The organism is Hydrogenoanaerobacterium saccharovorans (assembly GCF_003814745.1).
In the GTDB taxonomy this organism is placed as follows: Bacteria; Bacillota; Clostridia; order Oscillospirales; family Ruminococcaceae; genus Hydrogenoanaerobacterium; species Hydrogenoanaerobacterium saccharovorans.
Genome location: NZ_RKRD01000001.1, coordinates 17687 through 41272, shown reverse-complemented (window position 1 = coordinate 41272; position 23586 = coordinate 17687). Strand labels below are relative to the sequence as shown.

Annotated in this window: 17 protein-coding genes; 7 read left to right on the top strand and 10 right to left on the bottom strand. The window is 45.4% G+C overall.

Annotated elements, in window-relative coordinates; genetic code table 11:
- Positions 1-47: 47 nt before the first annotated feature.
- The 3 genes from srtB to EDD70_RS00175 all read right to left on the bottom strand — a co-directional run bounded on the left by srtB (position 48) and on the right by EDD70_RS00175 (position 5335).
- Positions 48-2861 (bottom strand): class B sortase, encoded by a 2814-nt coding sequence (srtB, locus tag EDD70_RS00185; RefSeq protein ID WP_092754225.1) that lies wholly within the window; start codon positions 2859-2861, stop codon positions 48-50.
- A gap of 130 nt (positions 2862-2991) precedes the next feature.
- Positions 2992-4164 (bottom strand): tRNA uracil 4-sulfurtransferase ThiI, encoded by a 1173-nt coding sequence (gene thiI / locus EDD70_RS00180; protein ID WP_092754228.1) that lies wholly within the window; start codon positions 4162-4164, stop codon positions 2992-2994.
- A 37-nt stretch (positions 4165-4201) separates the two neighbouring features.
- The gene (locus tag EDD70_RS00175; RefSeq protein ID WP_092754231.1) at positions 4202-5335 is read right to left on the bottom strand and encodes a cysteine desulfurase family protein; all 1134 of its coding nucleotides are present in this window, start codon (positions 5333-5335) and stop codon (positions 4202-4204) included.
- A 213-nt stretch (positions 5336-5548) separates the two neighbouring features.
- Here EDD70_RS00175 and ypeB point away from each other — a divergent pair, with 213 nt between their 5' ends.
- Positions 5549-6928 (top strand): germination protein YpeB, encoded by a 1380-nt coding sequence (ypeB, locus tag EDD70_RS00170; RefSeq protein ID WP_092754234.1) that lies wholly within the window; start codon positions 5549-5551, stop codon positions 6926-6928.
- Between the two features lie 51 nt (positions 6929-6979).
- On the opposite strand, the gene argF is transcribed toward ypeB, so the two are convergent.
- From argF to EDD70_RS00135, 7 genes are all read right to left on the bottom strand, one after another.
- Positions 6980-7891, bottom strand: a complete 912-nt coding sequence (argF, locus tag EDD70_RS00165) for an ornithine carbamoyltransferase (protein ID WP_092754237.1) — start codon at positions 7889-7891, stop codon at positions 6980-6982.
- Positions 7892-7894: 3 nt separating this feature from the next.
- The gene (locus EDD70_RS00160; protein WP_092754240.1) at positions 7895-9076 is read right to left on the bottom strand and encodes an aspartate aminotransferase family protein; all 1182 of its coding nucleotides are present in this window, start codon (positions 9074-9076) and stop codon (positions 7895-7897) included.
- Between the two features lie 33 nt (positions 9077-9109).
- Positions 9110-9967 carry an acetylglutamate kinase gene (argB, locus tag EDD70_RS00155; protein WP_092754244.1) on the bottom strand — a complete coding sequence of 286 codons (858 nt, stop codon included), beginning with the start codon at positions 9965-9967 and terminating at the stop codon, positions 9110-9112.
- 104 nt (positions 9968-10071) lie between these two features.
- Positions 10072-11295 (bottom strand): bifunctional glutamate N-acetyltransferase/amino-acid acetyltransferase ArgJ, encoded by a 1224-nt coding sequence (gene argJ, locus EDD70_RS00150; RefSeq protein WP_092754247.1) that lies wholly within the window; start codon positions 11293-11295, stop codon positions 10072-10074.
- 24 nt (positions 11296-11319) lie between these two features.
- On the bottom strand, positions 11320-12357 hold the full coding sequence (gene argC / locus EDD70_RS00145; protein ID WP_092754250.1) for an N-acetyl-gamma-glutamyl-phosphate reductase: 1038 nt from the start codon (positions 12355-12357) through the stop codon (positions 11320-11322).
- Between the two features lies 1 nt (position 12358).
- Positions 12359-13735, bottom strand: coding sequence for an argininosuccinate lyase (gene argH, locus EDD70_RS00140; protein WP_092754253.1), 1377 nt, complete (start codon positions 13733-13735; stop codon positions 12359-12361).
- A gap of 83 nt (positions 13736-13818) precedes the next feature.
- A complete protein-coding gene (locus EDD70_RS00135) occupies positions 13819-15042 on the bottom strand; it encodes an argininosuccinate synthase (protein ID WP_092754256.1) in 1224 nt (407 codons plus the stop codon).
- A gap of 515 nt (positions 15043-15557) precedes the next feature.
- Here EDD70_RS00135 and EDD70_RS00130 point away from each other — a divergent pair.
- The 6 genes from EDD70_RS00130 (at position 15558) to EDD70_RS00105 (ending at position 23411) form a co-directional block, all read left to right on the top strand.
- On the top strand, positions 15558-16565 hold the full coding sequence (locus EDD70_RS00130) for an ABC transporter permease (protein WP_092754259.1): 1008 nt from the start codon (positions 15558-15560) through the stop codon (positions 16563-16565).
- A gap of 11 nt (positions 16566-16576) precedes the next feature.
- Positions 16577-18100, top strand: coding sequence for a sugar ABC transporter ATP-binding protein (locus EDD70_RS00125; RefSeq protein WP_092754263.1), 1524 nt, complete (start codon positions 16577-16579; stop codon positions 18098-18100).
- 64 nt (positions 18101-18164) lie between these two features.
- Positions 18165-19181 (top strand): substrate-binding domain-containing protein, encoded by a 1017-nt coding sequence (locus tag EDD70_RS00120; RefSeq protein ID WP_092754266.1) that lies wholly within the window; start codon positions 18165-18167, stop codon positions 19179-19181.
- Between the two features lie 79 nt (positions 19182-19260).
- Positions 19261-20283, top strand: a complete 1023-nt coding sequence (locus EDD70_RS00115) for a uroporphyrinogen decarboxylase family protein (protein ID WP_162840880.1) — start codon at positions 19261-19263, stop codon at positions 20281-20283.
- A gap of 76 nt (positions 20284-20359) precedes the next feature.
- Entirely contained in the window at positions 20360-21871 is a 1512-nt protein-coding gene (locus EDD70_RS00110) for a sensor histidine kinase (RefSeq protein ID WP_092754272.1), read from the top strand.
- Positions 21864-23411 carry a response regulator gene (locus EDD70_RS00105; protein ID WP_092754275.1) on the top strand — a complete coding sequence of 516 codons (1548 nt, stop codon included), beginning with the start codon at positions 21864-21866 and terminating at the stop codon, positions 23409-23411. Before EDD70_RS00110 ends, EDD70_RS00105 begins: the two co-directional genes overlap by 8 nt.
- Positions 23412-23586: the final 175 nt, after the last annotated feature.

Genomic DNA, 23586 nt, shown 5'->3' with positions numbered 1-23586 from the left:
TGTACATAATAAAAAGCACTTCTTCAAAACACATGAAGAGGTGCTTTTTATTTACCCACATTGCTGCCGGGGTAATAATATTTTAAAATTTCTTTGTAGCTGTATCCTTCTTTCGCCATTTCATTGGCGCCGTATTGGCTCATTCCACAGCCATGGCCGTAGCCGTATGTAGTAAATATCACCTTATCGTCGGTAAATCGCCACTCAAAGGCAGCTGATTTCAGCCCCAGTACACTTTCTCGTATATAACGCCCGGTGGTTCTTTTCGTACCGCCTACCGTCATCTTATCGTTGTAGCCTGCTGCTGTTTTACTGTCTACACGAAACCATTCATCCTCCTCCACATCTGCGAGGTCAACGTCCAGCTTCCCGTAAATTTTATCAATCACGGTATCTTTTGAAATCGAAGTTTCCATTCCGTAATAACGCGAGGTTTCATCCCAAGGGCTTTCTACGTTTTGATTGTGCCCGTTCAGGCTGCCACCCCATACTTCTTTGGAGGTGTTGGTCATTCCCGAAGAGGTAGAATAAAAATAGACGTCGATGGGTTTACCGTTCCATTGTACTGTTTCGCCCCACACTGCCTTAACGGCTTTTTCTACCGCGCTGTTGGGCGACCGCATCGGCATAGAAGTTAAGTTGCCGTTTCGTGCCACCATTCGGCTGTAAATTGCAACTGCCTGTGCTTTGAGTGCCTCGGCTTTAAACGTACCGCCTGTTTCGTTTTGTACCATAGCACAAACTGCGTCGTATGCCTCGAGTTCTTCGCCGTCTACCGTTATCAAATCGGTTCGTGCAATGCGCGCATCATCCGAGTCATCCATGTCATCGGAGGAATCCGAACTGGATTCCTCCGATGGTATGGACTGCGGTGGCTCCGAGCTGGACGAACTCTGTTCCTCTTCGCTGCTGGAGGAGCTTGGAGGAACGGACGAACTGCTGGAACTGGACGAGCTTGAAGATGAAGAAGAACTGCTGCTGGGTTCGCTGCTTTCTTCCTCGCTGGCATCCTCACTGCTGGTACTGGATGATGTGGAAGAACTATGCGAACTGCTTGCAGAGCTGGACGAACTGCTTGGTGCCTGCGAGCTTGAAGATGGAGAAGAACTGCTGCTGGGTTTGCTCGGTTTTTTATAATAGGCATCGGGCATCAGCGGGTTGGGGTTCATCTTTGCACCGTCGGTATCAACCTTTGCCTTTTCAAACGGGCGTACTTTACGGGCAACCACTACAAAACGCGCCACGCGCTGATTGGTTACCGGGTCTCTAAACGAGTAATCGCAAGTAGACAGTGTCAGCAGCTTATCGCCGGGTTTCACATCCACCGTGGTGTTGATAAGTGAACGTTCTCGTATTTTCTTGATAAAGTCGTTCATTTCCTGATTATTTTGAGTTTGTATAAAATCGTGGTACATAAATTGCGGGTCGTTTGCACTTGTAACAATTATCGCAACAATTTTATATTTGCCCTCACGGTAAACACTGTCAAACTTAATTATGGGATGCTGCTTATAGTAATCCAAGTTTTTATAGTTAATTAATTCACCAAATATCTGTCCGTCTGTCATGTTATGGCCGTAGATAATGGTGTTTGTACTTTCCTTTTTCAAGTCCACTCGGAAGTCGATAAACGGCACCCCGTGCTTATCATTTTTTTTGTAAAAGGTTCGGCGCAGATAGTAGTCGTTATCTTTCGCCTGCACAACCGCATATTTTAAGGGCGTACCTTCAATCTCAATTCTGCCTGCAACATCGGGGTTAATCTCCCACCAAGGCACAAATTTTTTCAGGTAATCTTTTGGGTATCCTGCGGGCACTTTGTAGTTGTCCGCATCAGAGAACATGCTCTCCAGTCCGCTTACCAGTTTGCGGTTCGCATCTGCTGCATAGTAGTACTGAAAAATATAACCCAGCGACCCAAGCAGCACCACTACCGCAACAAGCATGATCAGCTTGCGCACAACTTCTCTGCCGTCATCACCTTTTCTCGGTAAAATGTTTTGGTACCATCGGCGCTTTTTGGGCGGTTTGCCGCCGTTGCCACCCCCTGCAACCGCTTTTTGAACCCCTGAACTTTTTAGCGGTGCCTTTTGGGCAAGATTACCTTTGCTCACCACATAGCGCCCTATGTTTTTCATAATACCCGCAACCACAGATGCACACAGGTTTTCTGCCTGCTCTTTTGTGTTTGCCCTGCCGGTAACACGCAACATGGTTTTATCTTTGCTCATTGGGTAAATCGCCAAAACAGGGTTGCTGCTTTGTGTGTACTGCTGCAACTTATTTGCAACATCAAGCGGAGAAAGCCCCGCAACACGCAGTGTGCGGTAAGCAACTTTACCCGGCGCAAAGGCAGCCAGATACCCGTAGATGTACGACAAGAACATCGGTGCCAATTCACGCGGATTTTCAGGTAAAACGAGCATACACTGCGCACCCGCCGAAACGGCACAGCCGGGTGAGGTGCCTTGCTTGTTTGGAAATACCGTTGCCCCTTTGGGCAACATTGCCTGCTGCATGCACTCGGGCGGCATGGTTTTGCCGTTTCTCTGGTACACTTGCTTAATGTGCTCGAGACTTGGTTCGTGCAGTTCTAACGAACTGCCGATACCCTCAACAATGGTTTGTTTGGTTATGTCGTCCGATGTGGGGCCGATGCCCCCCATGAGGATTACAAGATCGCTGCGCTCGAGAGCATGCGCGAGGCACTTTTGCAAACGCAGCTTGTTGTCGCCAACAGTGGATTGAAATTGCAGATCAATTCCGAGAGCTGCAAGCTCGCGCGAAAGAAACTCTGCATTCTGATTGATGATGTCACCCGACAGCAGCCCGGCTCCAACTCCAATAATTTCTGCAACCACTCTGGCACCCCCTTCTGCGGCTTACTGCCGCTGCTAATCTGACAAGGCCCTGCCGATGCAACTTGCACGGAGACCCTCGATAATTTGTTTTGTCGAACGAACCAAGCTGTCCGCAGGCTAGTGCCCGCCGCTATATTTGAATTATCTGTTCTTCGATGTTGTCGATTGCGTTTTGAATGAGCGTTTCCTCATCCAATGCAACCTCTGCCTCTTCTACAAATCTCAGCTTTGGTTTTGTGCGCGGATGTTTTGGTGTAAACACCGTGCAGCAATCCTCAAACGGCAAGATAGAAGTTTCAAAGGTATCAATTTTGCGCGATATCTGCACAATTTCTTCTTTATCCATACCAATCACAGGGCGAAACACGGGGATGTCACACACCGCATCGGTGCAGGCAATCGCCGCTATGGTTTGGCTTGCCACCTGTGCCACGCTCTCGCCGGTAATCAGCGCGCTGTATTCATTTGCTTCGGCAATGCGCTGTGAAATTTTCATCATATATCGGCGCATAATAATGGTGAACAATTCTTCAGGGCAATGCTCTTGAATCTGCTCTTGAATCTCGGTAAACGGTACAACATGCAGTTTGATTCTGCCTGCGTAGGCGCTCACCTTTTCGAGCAGAGAAATCACCTTGAGTTTGGCACGCTCACTGGTATACGGCGGGCTGAAAAAGTGGATAGCCGAAAGCTCGATACCGCGTTTTGCCATCATATAACCCGCAACAGGGCTGTCGATACCGCCCGAAACGAGCAGTGCCGCTTTGCCCGAAGTGCCGATGGGCAGCCCCCCTGCACCCGGCAGCTGCCGTGCGTGGATGTATGCCGCGACCTCGCGCACCTCTACCCAAACCACCATTTCGGGGCTTTTAACGTCCACCGTCAAATTCGGGAAGGCTTCCAGCAGGATGCCGCCCAGCTCTGCACAGATTTGGGGCGAATTCATCGGGAATGTCTTATCGCTACGGCGCGCCATCACCTTAAAGGTGTTCACATAAGGCAGGGTATCTGCAAGATATTCCACCGCTTTGGTCTTGATGTCGTCCCAGTCTTTTTCCACCACCGCAGCACGGCTGAGTGCCGAAAAGCCAAACACCTTCGAAAGCCGCTCCACTGCCTCATCTAAGTCGAGGTCATCACTGGCAGGTTTGCAGTAAATGGTGGACTGCGCCTTGGTAAACTTAAAGCTGCCCAAGCTTGCCAGCCTGCGGCGTGCATTTTTGATAAGCACGTCCTCAAAGCTGCCGCGGTTCAGCCCCTTTAGCGCAATCTCACCGCTTTTCAGCAAAATAATTTCTTTCATCGCTCTACCTCTGTCTTTCGTTTCTGTTCTTTGCAAATTAAGCATGTCTTTTGATGTCTTTCATCCCCTGTTTCAGCACGGTAATAAACCTTGCAATATCTTCACAGGTGTTGTACTTGCCAAAACTGATGCGCAATGCGCTGTCAATCAAGTCGTCGCTAAGCCCCATGCTGCGCAGCACATGGCTTTTTTCGCCCTTGGCACACGCAGACCCGCTCGAGACAAAAATGCCCCGCTGCTCGAGATAGTGCATCATAATTTCAGAGCGGATGCCAACAGCACTGATGTTTACAATGCAGGGCAGTGCATCGTCAGGGGAATTCACATGGATTCCTGAAATGCCTGCAACTCCCTCTAGCAATGTTTTTGAAAACAATGAGGAGTTCTGTATCGCATGCGCACAATCAATCAGTTCTGCCGCCTTGCCAAGCGCTGCAATGTTGGGTGCTGCCTCGGTACCCACACGCAAGCCGCGCTCTTGCGAACCGCCGTATACCAGCGGACGAAGCCGCACACCCGCCCGCACATACAGCGCACCAATGCCTTTGGGCGCATAAATTTTATGCCCGCTGACGGTAAGCAGGTCTACCCCCAGCCGTTTTACCTTGATGGGCAGCTTGCCAAAAGCCTGCACTGCATCGCAATGGATGACGGTATCTTTGTTTTTAAAGCGAATGCCGCGTGCAATCTCCTCCACAGGGGTGATGCTGCCCACCTCATTGTTCACCAGCATGGTGCTTACAAGTACGGTACGGTTGTCCACCGCATCAATCACATCGCGTGCCGAAATATGCCCCTGCCCGTCGGGCTTTATGTAGATCACCTCGCAGCCCAGCTTTTCGAGCTGTGCAAACGATGCCATCACCGACGAATGCTCGAATGCAGTAGCAATCACCCTGCCTCCCATCCGTCTGCCCATATTCATAGTGCCAAAAACGGCAAGGTTGTTTGCCTCGGTACCGCCCGATGTAAAAGTAATTTCTGCTGCATCTGCCCCGATTGCGGCCGCCACCTGCTTGCGTGCAGCGGTAATTGCCAATTCGGCATCCAGCCCCTTACTGTGCAGAGAAGACGGGTTTCCGTAATGCTCACACATCATCGAAAGCGCCGCCTGCGCAACACGTTCATCCACACGGGTAGTGGCACTGTTGTCCAAATAAACTTCATTCATGTCATTACGCTCCAATCAAAGACAATCAGCCTTGATTTTTCCTGTCTTTTCCAAGCCTATGTATCTTAGGCGATAGCTGTCTAATTTAGTATTATATATCAAAAAACACCATCTTTCAATTTTTGATGCGTTCATTTTACATATTTTTAAGATGTATGGAAAAAATGAGAATAACTGTAGAATATAATTTTCTTATACTGGGGGATTGCGACTATGGAAAATGGGAAATCGGTACATCTCAATTTTACAAAACGCGGTTGGGTGCGGATAGTAAGTTACCTTTGTGCAGTACTATTGGTGCTGGGCGTAGGCACTGCGGTAAATTTCAACAACGCCGTACGTTATCGCATTTTACTGGAAGATACCTACTCACAGTCGATAACCGGGCTGGCGAGCAACCTTACCGGGATATCGTCAACGTTAAGCAAGGGGCTGTATGCATCCACTCCGGTACAGGTATCCAGCTTATCGGCACAGCTTTGGCGCGATGCCTCTGCGGCAAAAACCGCACTCACCAGCCTGCCCGTGGGCGAACTTCACTTAGATAACACCAACCGTTTTCTTTCGCAGATCGGCGATTACGCCATGACACTTTCGAAAAAATCGGTGAGCGGCGGTGAAATTTCAGAACAAGAGCGCAAGCAGTTTGCCGCTTTGTGCGAATACGGGCGCAAACTATCCGATCAGCTTTTTCAGATGGAACAAAACATCATTCAAGGGCAAATCACCATGGAGCAAATCAAGAAGGATATTGAAAACACCAACAAAGAAAACGGTGCAGAACCTCAATCGGGCGAAACCATCGGTTCCTTTGAAGGGCTTGAAAAATCGTTCACCGATTATCCGGAACTGGAATACGACGGTCCATTCTCCGACCATATCCTAAAGAGAGAGCCGCAGATGCTCAAGGGAGCGGCGCAGATTCCGTACGAAGAAGCACAAAAGCTGGCAGCGAAAGCTGCTCAGGTAGAGTACGCTTCTTTAAAGCCGGGCTCGGATGAAAACTCAACCATGCCGTCCTATACTTTTAACGATGATGACGTATGGGTAGGTGTAACCAAAGCGGGCGGCTTTGTGGTGTATGTCATCAAATCTCGCATACCTCAGGCAACCACTCTCACTACCGACCAAGCCATTAAAACAGCAAGAACTTATCTCGAAGGCTTAAACTTAAAATCGCTTACACACACCTATTACCAGATAAAAGACAACCAGTGCACCATCAACTTTGCCCATACGCAAGGCGGTGTTACCATTTACCCCGATTTGGTAAAGGTAACCGTTGCGATGGATAACGGCGAAATTTTGGGATTTGATGCGCGTGGTTATATCTCAAACCACTACAACCGCACCATTACCACTCCAAAGCTTTCGCTCGAACAGGCAAAACAAGTGGTGGATAAAAAGCTGAAGATTGAAAGCAACCATCTTGTCATCATCCCTACCACAGGGCAATTTGAAACCTATTGTTACGAATTTACAGTCACTTCTGAAACAGGCGACAAACTGCTGATTTATATCAACGCCGATACCGGTGTGGAAGAACAGATTTTAATTCTTACCGAGGATGAAAACGGGCGCATTACACGCTAAGCAATAAAAAGGCGGCTATCCATACACGGACAGCCGCCTTTTTATTGCCAATCATTTGTTTGCCATCAATTTTACCATTACCGCTTTTTGTGCATGCAGCCTGTTTTCTGCCTCATCGTAAATCTCGTTTTGATGTGCCTCGAACACCTCTGCGGTAATTTCTTCTTCGCGGTGCGCAGGCAAGCAATGCTGTACCATAACGTCTTTTTTTGCCACGGCAAGCAGTTTGCTGTTAATTTGGTAAACACCTTCAAACAGCTTGCGGCGCTCGGCGGCTTCGCCCTCCTGCCCCATGGATGCCCAAACGTCGGTAAAAATAACATCTGCATCCTTTGCAGCTTCAAACACATCCTCGGTGAGTGTAAATTTGCCGTTTTGTTTTGCAAACTCCACTACATCTGCCGCGGGTTGGTAGGCTTTGGGGGTGGAAATGCCTACCTCCATACCCATTTTGATAGCACCGACAATCAGCGAGTTTGCCATGTTGTTGCCGTCGCCAATGTAGCACATTTTAAGCCCCTCGAGCTTGCCCTTGTATTCGCGTACCGTCATTAAATCGGCAAGCACCTGGCAGGGGTGCGCATAGTCGGTGAGCCCGTTGATGATGGGAATACTGCCATATTTTGCGAGGTCGTCTACTTCCTGCTGTGCAAAGGTACGAATCATAATGCCGTCAAGGTAGCGCGATAGCACGCGTGCGGTATCTTCCACCGGCTCGCCCCTGCCAATTTGCAGGTCGCGCGCGCTTAAAAACAGCGCAGAACCGCCCAACTGGTACATCCCCACCTCAAACGACACACGGGTGCGCGTGGAGGATTTTTGAAAAATCATTCCGAGGGTTTTGCCCTCCAGATGGTGGTGCTTGATGCCGTGTTTTTGCTCGTATTTAAGCTGGTCGGCGAGGTTTAAAATCTCGGTGATTTCCTCGGTAGACAAATCCATTATTTTCAGCAGATGTTTCATATATTAGTCCTCCCAGTTTGTGAGTATATCATTCAGAATATCCAAGCCCTTTTGTATCTGTTCGTCGGTAATAACAAGCGGGGGCAGCATACGCAATTTTGCTTTGGCTGTGAGGAAAATGATCCCCTCATCCAAGCATTTGTTTACCACGTCTTTGCCCGCAAGGGTGTCAAACTCCACCCCGATCATCAACCCAAGCCCGCTTACGCTTTTGACATGCGGCATTTTGCCCACCGCGTCAAAAATAAACTTGCTTTTGCGCCGTACCTCGGCAAGCAGGGGAGCGGTGAGTTTATCGAGCACCACATTTGCCCCTGCACACACAATGGGGTTGCCGCCAAAGGTGGTGCCGTGGTCTCCGTATCCAAAGGTGTTTTTGCATTTATCAAACAGCAACACCGCACCGATTGGCAAGCCGCCGCCCAATCCCTTTGCGAGTGAGACCAAATCGGGCTTTAAACCAAACTGTTCACATGCAAGCAGGGTACCCGTGCGCCCCATACCCGTCTGCACCTCATCCACCATTAGCAGAATGTCCCGCTCCGCACAGATGGATGCAACGGCATCGACAAACGCTTTTTGCAGCGGGATAACCCCTCCCTCACCCTGTATCATCTCAATGAGGATGCCGCAAATTTTATCGCTCACCTTTGCTTTTAAGTCATCTATATCATTTGCAGCCGCGTGTACGAACCCCTCTGTAAACGGAGCAAAGTTTTTATGGAATACCTCTTGCCCTGTGGCAGAAAGCGTGGTTATGGTGCGCCCGTGGAATGAATTTACCAATGTGATAATTTCGTTTCTGCCCTCGCCGTATTTGTCGGCACTGTATTTGCGCGCCGCCTTAATTATACCCTCGTTTGCCTCGGCACCCGAGTTTGCAAAAAACACTTTTTTACAGCCCGTGCGTTCACAGAGCTTTTTTGCAAGCTTAACATCGGGCAGGGTGTAGTAAAGGTTGCTCATATGGCAGATTGTCCCCGCCTGCTTGCTCACCGCCGAAACCCAATCGTCATCGCAAAATCCAAGGCTGTTCACCCCGATGCCCGAGGTAAAATCGATGTACTCTTTGCCGTCTATACCGCGGCACAACGCACCTTTGCCCTCTGCCATCGCAACGGGGAAGCGCGCATAAGTACCTGCAATGTATTCGGTATCCATCTGCTGCAATTTGTTAAAATCCATTTATCCACCTGCTTTCTGTATACGGTTCGTCTTTTAGCTAAACATCGTACCGACGCCCTCGTCCGAAAGAATTTCGATTAGAATCGAGTGAGGGGTGCGCCCGTCTATGATAACGGCTTTTTTGACCCCGCGGCGAACCGCCTCAACACAGCACTCTATTTTTGGTATCATACCGCCCGAGATGATGCCCTGTTTTTTGAGGTAAGGCACTTCGCTTACATTCACATGCGGTATCAGCGTTGTTTCATCGTCTTTGTTTGCCAACAGCCCGCGGATGTCGGTCATCAAAATGACATTTTCGGCACCCAACTCTGACGCAATGCGCGCTGCGGCAGTGTCGGCATTGATGTTATAAACGTTGCCCTCCTCGTCGGCACCCACCGTTGCAATTACGGGAATGTAACCATTTTTGAGCGTATCCAAAATAACAGAAGTATCGATTGATACAATATCGCCCACAAAGCCGAGGTCGACCTCACCCTCCATTTTTTTCGCCTGAATCATACCGCCGTCAATACCGCAAAGCCCAATGGAGCGTCCTTTGTTTTGCTCGATGAGCGAAACCAGCCCTTTGTTTACCTTGCCCGAAAGTACCATCTGCACCACCTCGGCGGTTTCTTTGTCGGTGTAGCGCAGGCCGCCTATAAACTTGCTTTGTTTGCCCATTTTATTCAGCACATCGCTGATTTCGGGGCCTCCGCCGTGCACCAGCACCACCTTGATGCCCACGAGAGAAAGTAGCACAATATCGCTCATCACAGCCTGCTTGAGCTGTTCGTCAATCATCGCGTTGCCGCCGTATTTTACCACCACAATTTTATCGTAATATTTTTGGATATAAGGCAGTGCCTGTATCAGCACCTGCGCCTTGTCGGTATTGGATATTTTCATATTCTGTCCCTCAAGCTATAAATTTCGCAGTTTTCAAATGAAACAAAACCCGCCGATAAGCACATCCAATGCGGTATGGCGGGGATTTGTTTTGGTTTGCATGCTTAGGTGCGGTAGTCGCCGTTAATTTTTACATAATCATAGGTAAGGTCACAGCCCCATGCGGTGGCGCTGCCTGCACCGTCGTTCATATCAATAGTAATTTGGATGGTGTCTTGGGTGAGGATTTGTTTTGCTTTATCCTCGCTGAACTCCATGCCTGCGCCGTTTTTGCATACGGCGATGCTGCCCGCCTGTGAGGCAAAGCTTACATCCACTTTGGTAATGTCAAACTCTGCATCGGTGTAGCCGATGGCGCACAGTACGCGCCCCCAGTTGGCATCTGAGCCAAACATGGCGGCTTTAAACAAGCTGCTGCATATCACCGATTTTGCCACTTTTTTGGCAATTGCCTTATCGGATGCACCTGTCACCGTGCATTCTAGCAGCTTGGTTGCGCCCTCGCCGTCTTTGGCAATGTTTTTTGAAACCAGTGTGCAGATATGATAAAGCGCCGCGCAAAACTCTTGGTAAGCGGTGCTGTCCGCACTGCTGATAACAGGGTTGTTCGCCTCACCGTTGGCAAGGCAGGTAAACATATCGTTGGTGGAGGTATCACCGTCCACACTCACCATATTAAAGGTGTCGCTCACCACACTCCATACCGCTTTTTGCAGCAGTGCGGGGACGATTGCAACATCGGTTGTAACAAACGCAAGCATGGTTGCCATGTTGGGGTGGATCATCCCGCTGCCTTTTGCAATCGCACCCATCTTACAAGGCACGCCATCCACGGTAAAGCTGATGGCAAATTCTTTTTTGAAGGTATCGGTTGTCATAATGCCTTCGCACGCATCACTGCTGCCCTGTGTTGAAAGCGACTGTACCAGTTGCTGCATCCCCTGTGCAATCGGTTCGATAGAGAGAGGCTGACCAATCACGCCGGTGGATGCCACGACCACATCAGCAGGGGCAATCCCCAGTGCTTTGCCGGTAAGCTCGCACATTTGGGTGGCAATCTCTATGCCGTTGGCGTTGCAGGTGTTGGCATTGCCGCTGTTGCAGATGATGGCTTTTGCCGTGTCGTCTGCCACGTTTTGCATGGTAACAGTAATGGGTGCACCTTTTACCTTGTTTTGTGTATAGGTACAGGCAACCGCACAAGGAGTTTTGCTGTAAATCAGCGCAAGGTCGCGCTTGGTTTTATTTTTACGAATACCGCAGTGGATGCCGCCCGCCGCAAAACCCTGCGGGGCACAAACTCCGCCGCCGATTGGTTGAATGTTCATAACCACTTCTCCTATCTATTACTCTTAAAAGCAAGGCGGAACCGAGTTTAAACCGGTATTCTCGGACAGCCCGCACACGATATTCATATTTTGGATTGCCTGCCCTGCTGCGCCCTTACCCATATTGTCGATGGCAGAGACTACAATCAGGCGGTTGGTGCGCTCGTCAAGGTGCAGTGAAATATCGCAGTAATTGCTCAATCGCACATTTTTAAGGTTCGCCGCCGTACCTTTGGGGCAGATGCGCACAAACTGCTCCTCTTTATACGTACTTTTGTAGAGATCAAACACTTCATCCAGTGTGATGTCTTTTTTGAGTGTGCCGTAGATGGTGGAAACTATGCCGCGGTTAACCGGCAGCAGGTGCGGCACAAAGGTAACGGTTACCCGCTCGCCCGCTATGTCGCCAAGTGTCTGCTCAATTTCGGGGGTGTGGCGGTGATCTGCTATTTTATAGGGCGAAAACGCCTCGTTGCAGTCTGGGTAATGGGTGGTTTGCGAAAGCCCTCTGCCTGCGCCCGTCACTCCCGATTTGGCATCGATAATAATACTTTTTGTATCAAGTAAGCCACTTTTCAACGCAGGGTATAACCCCAACCCAATGGAAGTAGGGTAACAGCCGGGGTTGCCCAAGATAGTTTTGCCTTTGATTTGCTCACGGTACAGTTCGGGCAGGGCATATACCGCGTTTTGATGCAGTGTAAGGTCATGGTACTCCAAACCGTACCACTGCTTGTAATCTTCTTCTGCCCACAGCCGAAAATCCGCGCCTAAGTCGATAAATACTTTGCCCTGTTCTGCACAGCTTGCGGCATATTTTTCGCTAAGCCCATGCGGCAGAGATGCAAAGATAACCTCGCTTTTTTCGATTACCTGCTCATCACTTGTAAGCACCGCTTCGAAGATGCCCGCAAGGTTAGGGTAAATTTCGCTGATGGGTTTGCCCTCGAAGCTAACCGAGCCCACCGCGGCAAGTTCTGCCTGCGGGTGGTTTAGCAGCAAGCGCACCAATTCTACGCCTGCGTAGCCTGTTGCACCGATAATGCCAACTTTTATGCCCATGTTACATTGCCTCCAAACATTTGCCAACTGCCTGTATTTGCGTTTTTACCGCCTCGGGTGAGGGGCCGCCGTCTACCTTGCGTTCTCTTACACAGGTTTCCAAACTAATTGCCTCGTATACATCCTGCTCAAACAAGGCATGAGCCTGCTTGTATTCGTTAAAGGTGAGTGTTTCGAGCGTTTTTCCGTTGTCGATACAGTAAGCCACCAAATTGCCGGTTATTTTATAAGCATCACGGAACGGCAACCCTTTTTTTACAAGATAATCGGCACAATCGGTGGCATTGATAAAGCCTTTGGCTGCCGCCGCACGCATATTTTGTTTGAGCACCTTCATGGTATCGATCATCGGTATCATGGTAGCAATACACAGCTTTACAGTATCTACTGCATCAAAAATCGCCTCTTTGTCCTCCTGCATATCTTTATTGTATGCAAGAGGCAAGCCCTTAAGCATCGTGAGCAGGGCGATTAAATCGCCGAACACTCTGCCGCTTTTGCCGCGCACCAATTCGGTGATATCGGGGTTCTTTTTCTGCGGCATAATCGAAGAACCGGTTGCAAATGCATCATCCAGCTCGATAAACTTAAATTCCCACGAGCACCACAGCACAATCTCCTCCGAAAAACGCGAAAGGTGTACCATAATCAGCGACATTGCACCGGCTATATCTACACAAAAGTCGCGGTCGGAAACGCCGTCCAAACTGTTAGCGGTAATAGCACTAAACCCCAGTAACTCGGCAACCTTGCCACGGTTGAGGTTGTAGGTGGTGCCTGCCAGTGCACCGCTGCCCAACGGCATTACATCCATACGAGTTTTTGCCGCCTGCACACGATCGATGTCACGCAGCAGCATTTGGGCGTACGCCATCAGGTGGTGCGCAAATGTAATAGGTTGCGCCCGCTGCAAATGGGTGTAGCCGGGCAGTACCGTTTCAAGGTGCTGCTCTGCCTGCATGCACAAGGTTTGGGTAAGCTTTTTCAGCAAAGCAGTTACTGCATCGCATTCCTCTTTTAAATACATGCGGATGTCGAGCGCAACTTGGTCGTTGCGGCTGCGGGCGGTGTGTAGGCGCTTGCCTGTATCGCCAAGGCGGCGGGTAAGTTCTGCCTCGATAAACATGTGCACATCCTCGGCGGTATCATCTACCTCTAAGCTGCCGCATTCCAGATCATGCAAAATACCAAGTAAGCCTTCTGTAATCAAATCGGCTTCGCTTTTTTCAATAATCCCCTGCTGTGCAAGCATGGTTGCATGTGCAATGCTGCCCTGTATATCTTGTTTGTACATCCGAAAGTCAAAGCGGATGGAGGAGTTAAAACCATTCACCCGCTCATCCACCTCTTTTTTAAAACGCCCTGCCCATAGTGCCACGTCATTTCCTCCTACCACTAATACAATGCTGAAATTTGCAACAGGGCGAGGATACCCCCCGCCCCGTTCAATTGTTTCTGCTCTTATTTTAACCCGTTTTTCAGTTCCATTTGCGCTTTTACCTTGATGGGCAGCCCAAACAGATTGATAAACCCTTCCGAATCTGCCTGATTGTAGCAATGGTCTTCGCCAAAAGTTGCAATCTCCTCCGAGTAGAGGGAGTACGGGCTGGTGACTCCGGCATCGATGATGTTACCCTTGTAAAGTTTCAGCTTTACTTCACCCGTAACCGTCTGCTGCGTGCTTTCCACAAATGCAGAGAGTGCCTCACGCAGCGGGGTAAACCACTGGCCGTAGTAAACCAGTTCAGAAAACTTAACAGCAACCTGCTCTTTGTAGTGCTGGGTGTCGCGGTCTAAGCAGAGTTCCTCCAGTTTTTTGTGTGCGGCGTAAAGGATGGTACCGCCCGGGGTTTCGTACACGCCGCGGCATTTCATACCCACCAAACGGTTTTCTACCATATCGATGATGCCGATGCCGTTTGCACCGCCGATTTCGTTGAGTTTTACAATCATGTCTGCTGTCTTCATTTTTACGTCGTTTAACGCGACGGGGGTGCCTTTTTCAAACGACAGTGTGACGTAGGTTGCTTTATCGGGTGCGTTTTCGGGGGATACGCTCATCTCCAAAAAGCCCTCTTTGTTGTAATCCGGCTCATTGGCAGGGTCTTCGAGGTCTAACCCCTCGTGAGAAAGATGCCAGAGGTTTTTATCTTTGGAATAGTTGGTTTCTTTGGTGATGGGGAGCGGAATGCCTCTTGCCTCGGCATAGGCGATTTCATCTTCACGGCTTTTAATTTCCCATGTCCTCCATGGTGCAATAATTGCCATATCGGGTGCAAACGCTTTAATGGCAAGCTCAAAACGCACTTGGTCGTTGCCTTTACCGGTACAGCCGTGCGCAATGGCATCTGCGCCCTCGGTTTTTGCAATCTCTACCAAACGTTTGGCAATGATGGGGCGTGCAAACGAAGTGCCCAGCAAATATTTGCCTTCGTATACCGCACCGGCTTTTATGGTGGGGACAATGAATTCTTCGGCAAATACATCTTTTAAATCCTCAATGTAAAGCTTGGATGCACCGGTTTTGATGGCTTTTTCTTCCAGCCCCGACAGCTCTTTGCCCTGCCCCACATCGGCTGCAACTGCAATTACCTCACAACCGTAGTTTTCTTTGAGCCATGGGATGATAACGGAAGTATCAAGCCCGCCCGAATATGCAAGAACCACTTTGTTATATTTTTTCATATTCTATGCAACCTTTCCTGTTGATGTTCTGTTTCGTTTATACAGTATCTCTTATCTATATTCATAATTATACATGTATTTTTTTAAATTGCAAGCTTTTTATGTATAAATATTCAATTATTTTCTCTGCGCTTTTGTACCATGTTGTATAAAAATAAGTATTATTCATTATTTGTGTATAAAAATTTGCATTATCAAAGAAAAAGCACAAACTGAAAACAGCAGTAACTTAATCCAATGCATCTAAGCAATTAGAAAATATTATATTTAAATAACCGTGAGGATTTGTTTGACACGATGATTGTAGTATTCGATATATCTTAAGGCTCAAGTTACTATTCTTTGGCAGTTTAGCATTTTTTAGACTTGAGAACAAAAATTTGCTAATCATGATTCCCTTCTGCACAAAATTGCACTAAAAATAACAGTATTTTACTAAAAGTCAAACAACATCACCTTAAATAAATGCTTTATAATTTTTACAGTAGCAAAAATGCAAGCGGGGGGTAATTTAAATGAGTAATCAATTACAAGAAAAGAAAAAATCAAGTTTAGAATCGAAATTTCGCTGGTTCATTCAAAAACAAGAGAGCAGTATTATCCTTGCAACCATACTTTATATGGCGGTAGTAACTTGTGTCAATCCTGTTTTCATTTCATCAGGCAACCTATTTAATGTACTCAAAACAATGGGGTATACCCTTATAACCGTTGTAGGTATGTCTTTTATACTGATTACCGGAGGATTGGATTTATCGGTTGGTTCAGTGCTTGCTCTTGGCGGTGTCATCACCGGTATGGCTTGCAAAGCAGGCATCCCTGTTGCTTTTGCAATTTTACTAGGTGTCTTAACCGGGGTTTTAATTGGATTTATCAATGGGTTTATTATTGTAAAAGCGGGTATTCCGCCGCTGATTGTAACACTTGGTATGCAGTATGTTGCAAGAGGGTTAGTTTCCGTTCTCACACAGGGTGTGCCTATCTATCCGCTGCCCGATGGTCTTATGAAAATCGATCAGCTTAAAATTTTACATATCCCTATGGTAGTTATTGTAGCATTGGCTATCGCCGCTATCGGTCACATCTTACTTGCCTATGCTCCGTTTGGTCGTGCCATTTATGCACTGGGCGGCAACGAAGAGGCGGCGCGTATTTCGGGTATTAATACAAGACTGACTAAAATGATGGTTTATGTAATTACTTCAACACTCGCGGCTTTAGCGGGAATATTTATGTCGGCAAGACTTGGTTCAGCAGAGGCCGCTGCGGGCACAGGCTATGAGTTAACGGTTATTTGCGGTGCAATTATAGGTGGTATTTCTACTTTTGGCGGTATGGGCTCTATTGTTGGCGCAACCATTGGTGCCTTTTTTATGGAGGTACTTACCAATTCGCTTACTCTTATGAGAATTTCGGTTTACTGGCAGAATTTAGTGGTAGGTGTTATCTTGGTGCTGGCAGTTTTACTTGACCAATACAAGAGAAATATTATTCTTAAAAACTCCATTAAAGCAAAAGATTAGGAGGGTACGTTTTGAATAATACGAATACTGTACTTTCAGTACAAAATGTAACCAAAAAATTCCTTGGAACAACTGCGCTGTGTAATGTATCTTTAAAGCTTTATCAAAACGAAATTCTCGCAGTGATGGGCGAGAACGGTGCAGGCAAATCTACGCTTATGAAAATTTTAAGCGGTTCTTATCCATGTGCTGAATATGAGGGAAATATTTTTCTCAATGAGCAGATGTGTCGATTCAACTGTCCTACTGATTCGGAGAATATGGGAATCGCTATGATTTATCAGGAGCTCAACCTTGAGCTCGATTTGACCGTGGCAGAAAATATTATGCTGGGCAGGCTCCCTTTAAAAAAACATAGACTTATTGATTGGGAACAGACTAAAACCATTGCCCGCTCTGCACTGGATAAACTGCATGCCGATATTGATGTGAATGTTACTGTTCGCAGTCTGAGTCCATCTATGCAACAACTGGTGTGTATTGCAAGAGCTTTGGTGCGCAACCCAAGAATTCTTATCCTTGACGAGCCAACTTCTGTGTTAACCGAAACCGAAACACAGAAACTTATGAATGTACTGTGCGAACTGCGCGAGCAGGGCATTTCATGCATTTATATATCTCATAAGTTGGATGAGGTTTTTGAAATCAGCGACCGCATGGTTATTTTGCGCGATGGTCAGTACATTAGTGAATATCGGAAGTGTGACGGTTATGACAGTACAAAAGTGATTGAGGATATGATTGGACGCCGTTTAGATGTAATGTACCCCACATTGGAACGCGAAATTGGCAAAGAGATGTTGCGCATAGAGCATTTCAAAGTACCGCACACCTTTGCAATAGGCAAAAACATCATAGATGACGTAAGCTTTTCATTGTACCGCGGTGAAATTCTTGGGCTTGCAGGGTTGGTTGGCTCGGGGCGATCTGAACTCATCAATGCACTGTTTGGCATTATACCCAAAACCAATGGCAAGGTTTTTCTTGAAGGCAAAGAAATTACAATCAACAGCCCGCAGGATGCAAAAAAATATGGCATAGGGCTGATGACGGAAGACCGCAAGAAAAACGGATTTGTCGGTACGATGTCTATCTGCCACAATATGACACTTACCATCTTAAAAGAGCTAAAAGGGCTGTTGCTGATAGATTCTAAAAAAGAGCGCAAGCGTGCCAAAGAGTATTTCGATACTTTGCGAGTTAAGGCGCCAAGCCTTGATACTCGTATTACCAGCCTCTCCGGCGGTAATCAGCAAAAGGTTATCTTATCCAAATGGCTCATGACAGACCTTAAAGTTATTTTGTTGGATGAACCTACTCGCGGTATCGATGTTGGAACCAAATCAGAAATTTATAAGCTGATGCTTGAACTTTCAGCAAAAGGAATCTGTATTATCATGATTTCATCTGAGATGCCCGAGCTGGTGGCTATGTGCGACCGATTTGTTGTACTTGGTAAAGGAAAAGTGCAAAAGATTATGAGTAAAGAAGAAGCAAATGAAATCAATTTACTCAAAGCAGCATCCAATACCTAATCAACTTGAATCTACAGTTTATGAGCACGATGTGCTAAAATAGAGAAAAGAAAGAGGTTGTATTATGAAAAAGATACTTGCTTTGGTTCTGGCAGCTTTAATGGTAATGTCAATGGCATCCTGCGGTTCGCCTGCATCGTCTTCTGCGGCACCTTCAGAATCCACCCCTGCTTCTGATGCACCTACCGAATCTGCCCCTGCAAAAGACCTGCATTTTGTTTATGTATCTCCTTTGCTTGCTCATCCGGTTTGGCTTCTTGCAAAAGAAGGCTTTGATCAGGCGTGCACAGAGCTTGGTATTCAGGGCGACTGGGTTGGTCCACAAAACATTTCCCCCGAAGAAATGGCAAAACTCATTGAAACAGCAGTTGCACAAAAAGCAGATGCCATTATCACCCAAGGTCTTGTCCCCGCTGCTCCTGTAAAACTTGCAACAGAAGCCGGCATACCTGTGCTGGTAGTTGACTCTGATATTCCGGATGTTGACAGACTTGCATTCTTCGGCAAAGATGTTGATATTCAAGCAAAACTTCTTTTGGATGCAGCCGAAGAAAAACTTGGTAAAGATAAGCCTATCAAATGCTCAATTCAAGTTGCAGCACTCAATTACCAAATTGCCCACGACCAGATTGATGCAATAAAGAAAGCATTTGAAGCGCATACTGCAGGCTTTGAGGTTGTAAACATTACCGAATCCAAATCTGACAAAATGAAAGCAACTACAGAATGGCAGAATACCTTTAAAGCCTATCCTGATGTAAACCTCGCAATCAATCTTGCCGCAGAAGCCGGCCCGGCATGTGCAAAAGTTGTGGAAGAAATGGGCATCGGTGAAAAAGTGGCTGTATATGGTGTTGACGATGTGGAAGAAACTCTTGATTTAATCCGCAAAGGCGGTTTGGACGGCACCGTTGCAACTTCCTTCTATAATTACGGCTATCAGGCAGCTTACTGGCTGTATCAAAACATTACCGAAGGCAAAAAGCCAAAGATGATTCTTAATGATGCCGGTACAATTATGATTACGAAGGATAATGTTGAAAACTATTCAGATGCTTTGAAAGTTAAAGTTGACCTGTAATCACGGTTCGAATAAAATATAGTACAATAGGAATATTGAAGAATACAATCAATCTTCAATATTCCTTATGGAGGGCATTATGACTGGTTACGAAAGAATAACGGCTGTTATAAACGGCAAAAAAACCGACCGCGTGCCGATGATGCTGCATAATTTTATGGCAGCAGCTGGTGAAGCAGGTATGTCGATGGGTGAATATCGCAGAAGCCCTCAAAATATTGCAAAAGCACATATCGCTGCGGCTCGCAAATACGGGCTTGATGGCATTCTTTTGGATATTGATACCTGTATGGAAGCAGATGCAATCGGGGTTCCCATCGATTTCCCCGATGACGAGCCTGCACGCGCAATCGGTGCTGCTTCAAAAGATATTGATGCACTCATAGAATTAATGACACCCGATAAACTGCTGAAAAACGACCGCATTAAAATTATGCTGGAGGCAGTTTATCTTATCAAAAAAGAAGTAGGCAACGACCTTTTGGTTCGCGGTAATTGTGACCAAATGGCATTTAGTCTTGCGATGCTAAGCTATGGCATGTCCGATTTTATGGCTGATTTGCTGGATGAAGATTGTGAAGAAAAAATTCTTCAGCTTATCGATCGCGCCTATGCGGTTCATTTGGAGTATCATAAACTGATGCATCAAGCGGGAGCAGATCTTACCAGTTTTGGCGACAGTTCCTGTGGCCCCGATCTTATCAGCCGTGATTGTTATATGAAATTTTCCTATCCATTTCAAAAGCGATTACAACAAGACTTGGAAAAAATGAATATCAAAACGGTGTGTCACATCTGCGGCAATCTGGATAACATCATAGAAGATGTTGCAGAAATTCGTTTTTCAGCAATTGAGGTGGATTATAAAACCAACATACACAATGCGGCTAAGGTACTTGATGGAAAATCTGTGATGTTCGGCCCAATTGACCCGTCGGGTGTTTTCTATTTTGGTACACCCCAAAGGGTTGCAGAAGAAACGCAAAAAGTTCTGGAAGCTTTTGACGGAAAGCGCTTGGTAATCGGTGCGGGGTGCGCACTTCCTACCGGAACCCCCAAAGCAAACATCCGTGCATTTACCGAAACAGTAAAGAATTTTTAATAAAACTTATAACACAGGATCTTTTCGTGAAAGGTCCTGTGTTTTGGCATATTTTTGCAGGAGGAAAGGTGAAGCAATGCATAAAATAAAACGGTTTTTTTGGCGTTTTAGCAGTGTAAAACAAGAACTTATATTTTATAATATTGTTCTTTTCGTATTTGTTTTCGCCGTGGTGATAATTTTAAACTTTTCAAACCTAAAAACAATTTCAGCCTATGCCGATTTTTCCGCACAATATAGTACCCTGAGTAGTTTTTATAAAAATGTAAAAGCTGCAGACCAACTTGCCCAGAACTGCCTGTACACGGGGTCTGTGGAAGAACAGGCAAAATACAACCTTTGCAAAAATGATGCGAACCACAATATAAATGACCTCAGTAATATGTTTGAAGATGAAAAGCTTCGATGGAGATTTGGACGGCTGAAAAACATGGTACAAACCTATGATGAAGTTTTTTTAGAACTTCGAGAAAAAAAGGATATCTCTCTAGAGGAATACAACATAAAATATGATTTTTTAGTGGACACTGCTAAAAATATTGATTTAACCGCTACGCAGTTTTATAATCTCCTCACAGATGAAATGAACCGGCAAAGCAAAGAAATGATTCGCAATTGGCAAGTGCAGGCTAAATTTATTATTTTGTTAACTGCGGGCATGATTGTTATTGCCATAGCGTTTTCAGCTATGTGCATTAAAGATATTACTCAGCCAATCGGGCGCATAGTAAAAAATATTCAAAAAATTAAAATGGGTAAATACGACCTTAAGCAAGTAAAGCATGCAGGTAAAGAAATTTCTATTCTTTGTGATGCCTTTGATGATATGGCAAAAAGTGTACAGGGGCATATTCTTAGTGTAGAAGAAAATGCAAAACTGGAAAAAGAACTATTGGAAAAAGAAAATGAAAACCTAAAAATCAGCGAACTTTTAATGGAAACTGAATTAAAAGCATTGCAGGGGCAAATGAACCCACACTTTTTATTCAACACACTCAGTATGATATCAAAAATGGCATATATGGAGCAGGCAGAACAAACAAGCGAAATGATGGAAACAGTCTCCGATTTGCTTCGTTACAGTTTGGATAAATCCAGTAAAACTTCTGACCTCTATAATGAAATCGAATGTGCGCAAAATTATCTAATTATCCAACGCAAGCGTTTTGGGCATCGGGTAAAATTTGAACTTTTTGTGGCGGAAGATGTGCCCAATATAACCATGCCGGGTATGATTTTTCAGCCGCTGATAGAAAATGCCGTAATTCATGGTGTCGGCCAATTGGTACAAAATGCTTTTGTAAGTATACAGGTAATCAGAGATGAAACTAAAATTTATATTGTTTTTGAAGATAACGGAAAAGGAATGGAAAGCGACCTTGTTGAAAGTATATTAACCGGAAGAAGAGCTGGAAACTTTAAAAAGAGCAACGGAACCAATATTGGTATGAACAATGTATTTCGCCGTTTAGAGATGTTTTATGGACCGGACAGTACGGTGCAAATCGAAAGCAGTATCGATTGCGGTACCGTTATTATACTGACACTGCCTATTGCCGCGGAAGAGGAGGAAGAACAAGATGTATAAATTGCTAATTGTAGAGGATGAACCAATTGAGAGAGAAGCAGTAAAGTTGGTAATCAGCAACAATTGCGAAAATATATCACGAATTGAAGAAGCCGAAAACGGTTTTATTGCAATTGAAAAGTGCAAAGTTTTTCGTCCTGATATTGTAATACTGGATATTAACATGCCGGGAATTAACGGTTTGGATACGATTAAAGAATTGCAAAAACAAAGCAGCCAAATGAAATTTTTGCTGCTTACCTCCTACAACCGTTTTGAATATGCTCAAGAGGCAATTCAACTTGGCGTGGAAGATTTCGTCTTAAAGCCCGCTAAAATTGCACGTATTAAACAAGCGGTTGATGCAGTGATTGAAAAACTCAATTGCGAATTACAAACTCAGAAGCAAAATACCATACTGGCAAACCGCATGGAAGATATCCGCCCCATTGTGGAAAGCGATTGTATTTATGCACTCATATCAAAAGAACCCAATGAAGATTTACAGCGTATTTTTTCTTTTCTTGATTTTACCGTAAACAGCGGGTTCTGCTTTGCCGTAAGCTGCAACGGAAATCATCGTTTTGTGTTAAATAAAATAAAAAAAGCTCTTCATGATGTTGGTATCGAGTGTATTGGAGAACAGCTTTATAATATGCTGATTTTCTTTGTTTTAGAAAATAAACAGCTAGAAACTCGAAGGATGTCTGAGGTAGGCAACTTTGTATCTATGTTGCTGTATGAAATGGGCAAAGTGGGCAAAGTGGGTATCGGTAACATCTATGATAATCCCTATGAACTAAACCTATCTTATCATCAGGCTATTGATGCATTGAATATGTGTGATATAAAAGGAGCACGATTTTTAATTTATGAAGAAACCTGCAATTTTAATAAAACTGCGGAAATAGACTTATATTCAATGGCAAACAAACTCATGACGGTTCTTCAAAACGGCAGCCAAAGCGATTTAGAAAAAAACTTAGAAAATATCACTTCTGCACTTATTTTCAAAGATAATATCTTATCTAAAGCAAAAGAACAAATTTATCGTTTAATTATTTTAACCATTCAGGAAATTAAAGATTCGATTCCATCATTTCAAATCGAAGATGGCCTTTCAAATTTATCTATGAATAATATTATGACGATTACAGATGGTAAGGAACTAAAATACTATTTCAAAATGACAATCAATAATTTGGCATGGTTGGTAAACCAACAAAAAAATGCGGGAACCAGTGCTATTATTCAGCAAGCACTCACTTATATTGAAACGTCTTATAACAAAGACATTTTTTTGGATGATATTGCAGACAGTTTGGGGATTACTCCGTTTTATCTCAGTAAAATAATAAAAAAGCAAACCGGAAAAAACTTTACCGATTTGGTTGCAGAAAAAAGGATTTCTAAGGCAAAAGAACTTTTAACCGTAAGTAAAAGCATTAAAGAAATTACCTATGAAATAGGGTTTAACAGCCAAAACTACTTTACTAAAATATTTAAAAAATATGTTGGAGTCACCCCATCAGAATATAAAAACAATTTAAATATAAAATAATGCCAAAACAAAAAATCTCTTTATTATTCAGCCAAATATCTTTAGAAATATACCCAAACGACTATATGATGCAGCATGAACAGCTTGAAAAAGCTGAGAGATAGTCAAGAAAAGAGAAAAAAGCAGACAGTTTATAAAAAACCGTCTGCCATTTTACATTAAAGTATAAAACAAA

Coding starts and splice junctions, on each gene's coding strand:
- thiI (WP_092754228.1), bottom strand. CDS start 4,164: ATGAAAGAAATTATTTTGCTGAAAAGCGGTGAGATTGCGCTAAAGGGG.
- EDD70_RS00175 (WP_092754231.1), bottom strand. CDS start 5,335: ATGAATGAAGTTTATTTGGACAACAGTGCCACTACCCGTGTGGATGAA.
- ypeB (WP_092754234.1), top strand. CDS start 5,549: ATGGAAAATGGGAAATCGGTACATCTCAATTTTACAAAACGCGGTTGG.
- argF (WP_092754237.1), bottom strand. CDS start 7,891: ATGAAACATCTGCTGAAAATAATGGATTTGTCTACCGAGGAAATCACC.
- EDD70_RS00160 (WP_092754240.1), bottom strand. CDS start 9,076: ATGGATTTTAACAAATTGCAGCAGATGGATACCGAATACATTGCAGGT.
- argB (WP_092754244.1), bottom strand. CDS start 9,967: ATGAAAATATCCAATACCGACAAGGCGCAGGTGCTGATACAGGCACTG.
- argJ (WP_092754247.1), bottom strand. CDS start 11,295: ATGAACATTCAACCAATCGGCGGCGGAGTTTGTGCCCCGCAGGGTTTT.
- argC (WP_092754250.1), bottom strand. CDS start 12,357: ATGGGCATAAAAGTTGGCATTATCGGTGCAACAGGCTACGCAGGCGTA.
- EDD70_RS00135 (WP_092754256.1), bottom strand. CDS start 15,042: ATGAAAAAATATAACAAAGTGGTTCTTGCATATTCGGGCGGGCTTGAT.
- EDD70_RS00130 (WP_092754259.1), top strand. CDS start 15,558: ATGAGTAATCAATTACAAGAAAAGAAAAAATCAAGTTTAGAATCGAAA.
- EDD70_RS00120 (WP_092754266.1), top strand. CDS start 18,165: ATGAAAAAGATACTTGCTTTGGTTCTGGCAGCTTTAATGGTAATGTCA.
- EDD70_RS00115 (WP_162840880.1), top strand. CDS start 19,261: ATGACTGGTTACGAAAGAATAACGGCTGTTATAAACGGCAAAAAAACC.
- EDD70_RS00110 (WP_092754272.1), top strand. CDS start 20,360: ATGCATAAAATAAAACGGTTTTTTTGGCGTTTTAGCAGTGTAAAACAA.
- EDD70_RS00105 (WP_092754275.1), top strand. CDS start 21,864: ATGTATAAATTGCTAATTGTAGAGGATGAACCAATTGAGAGAGAAGCA.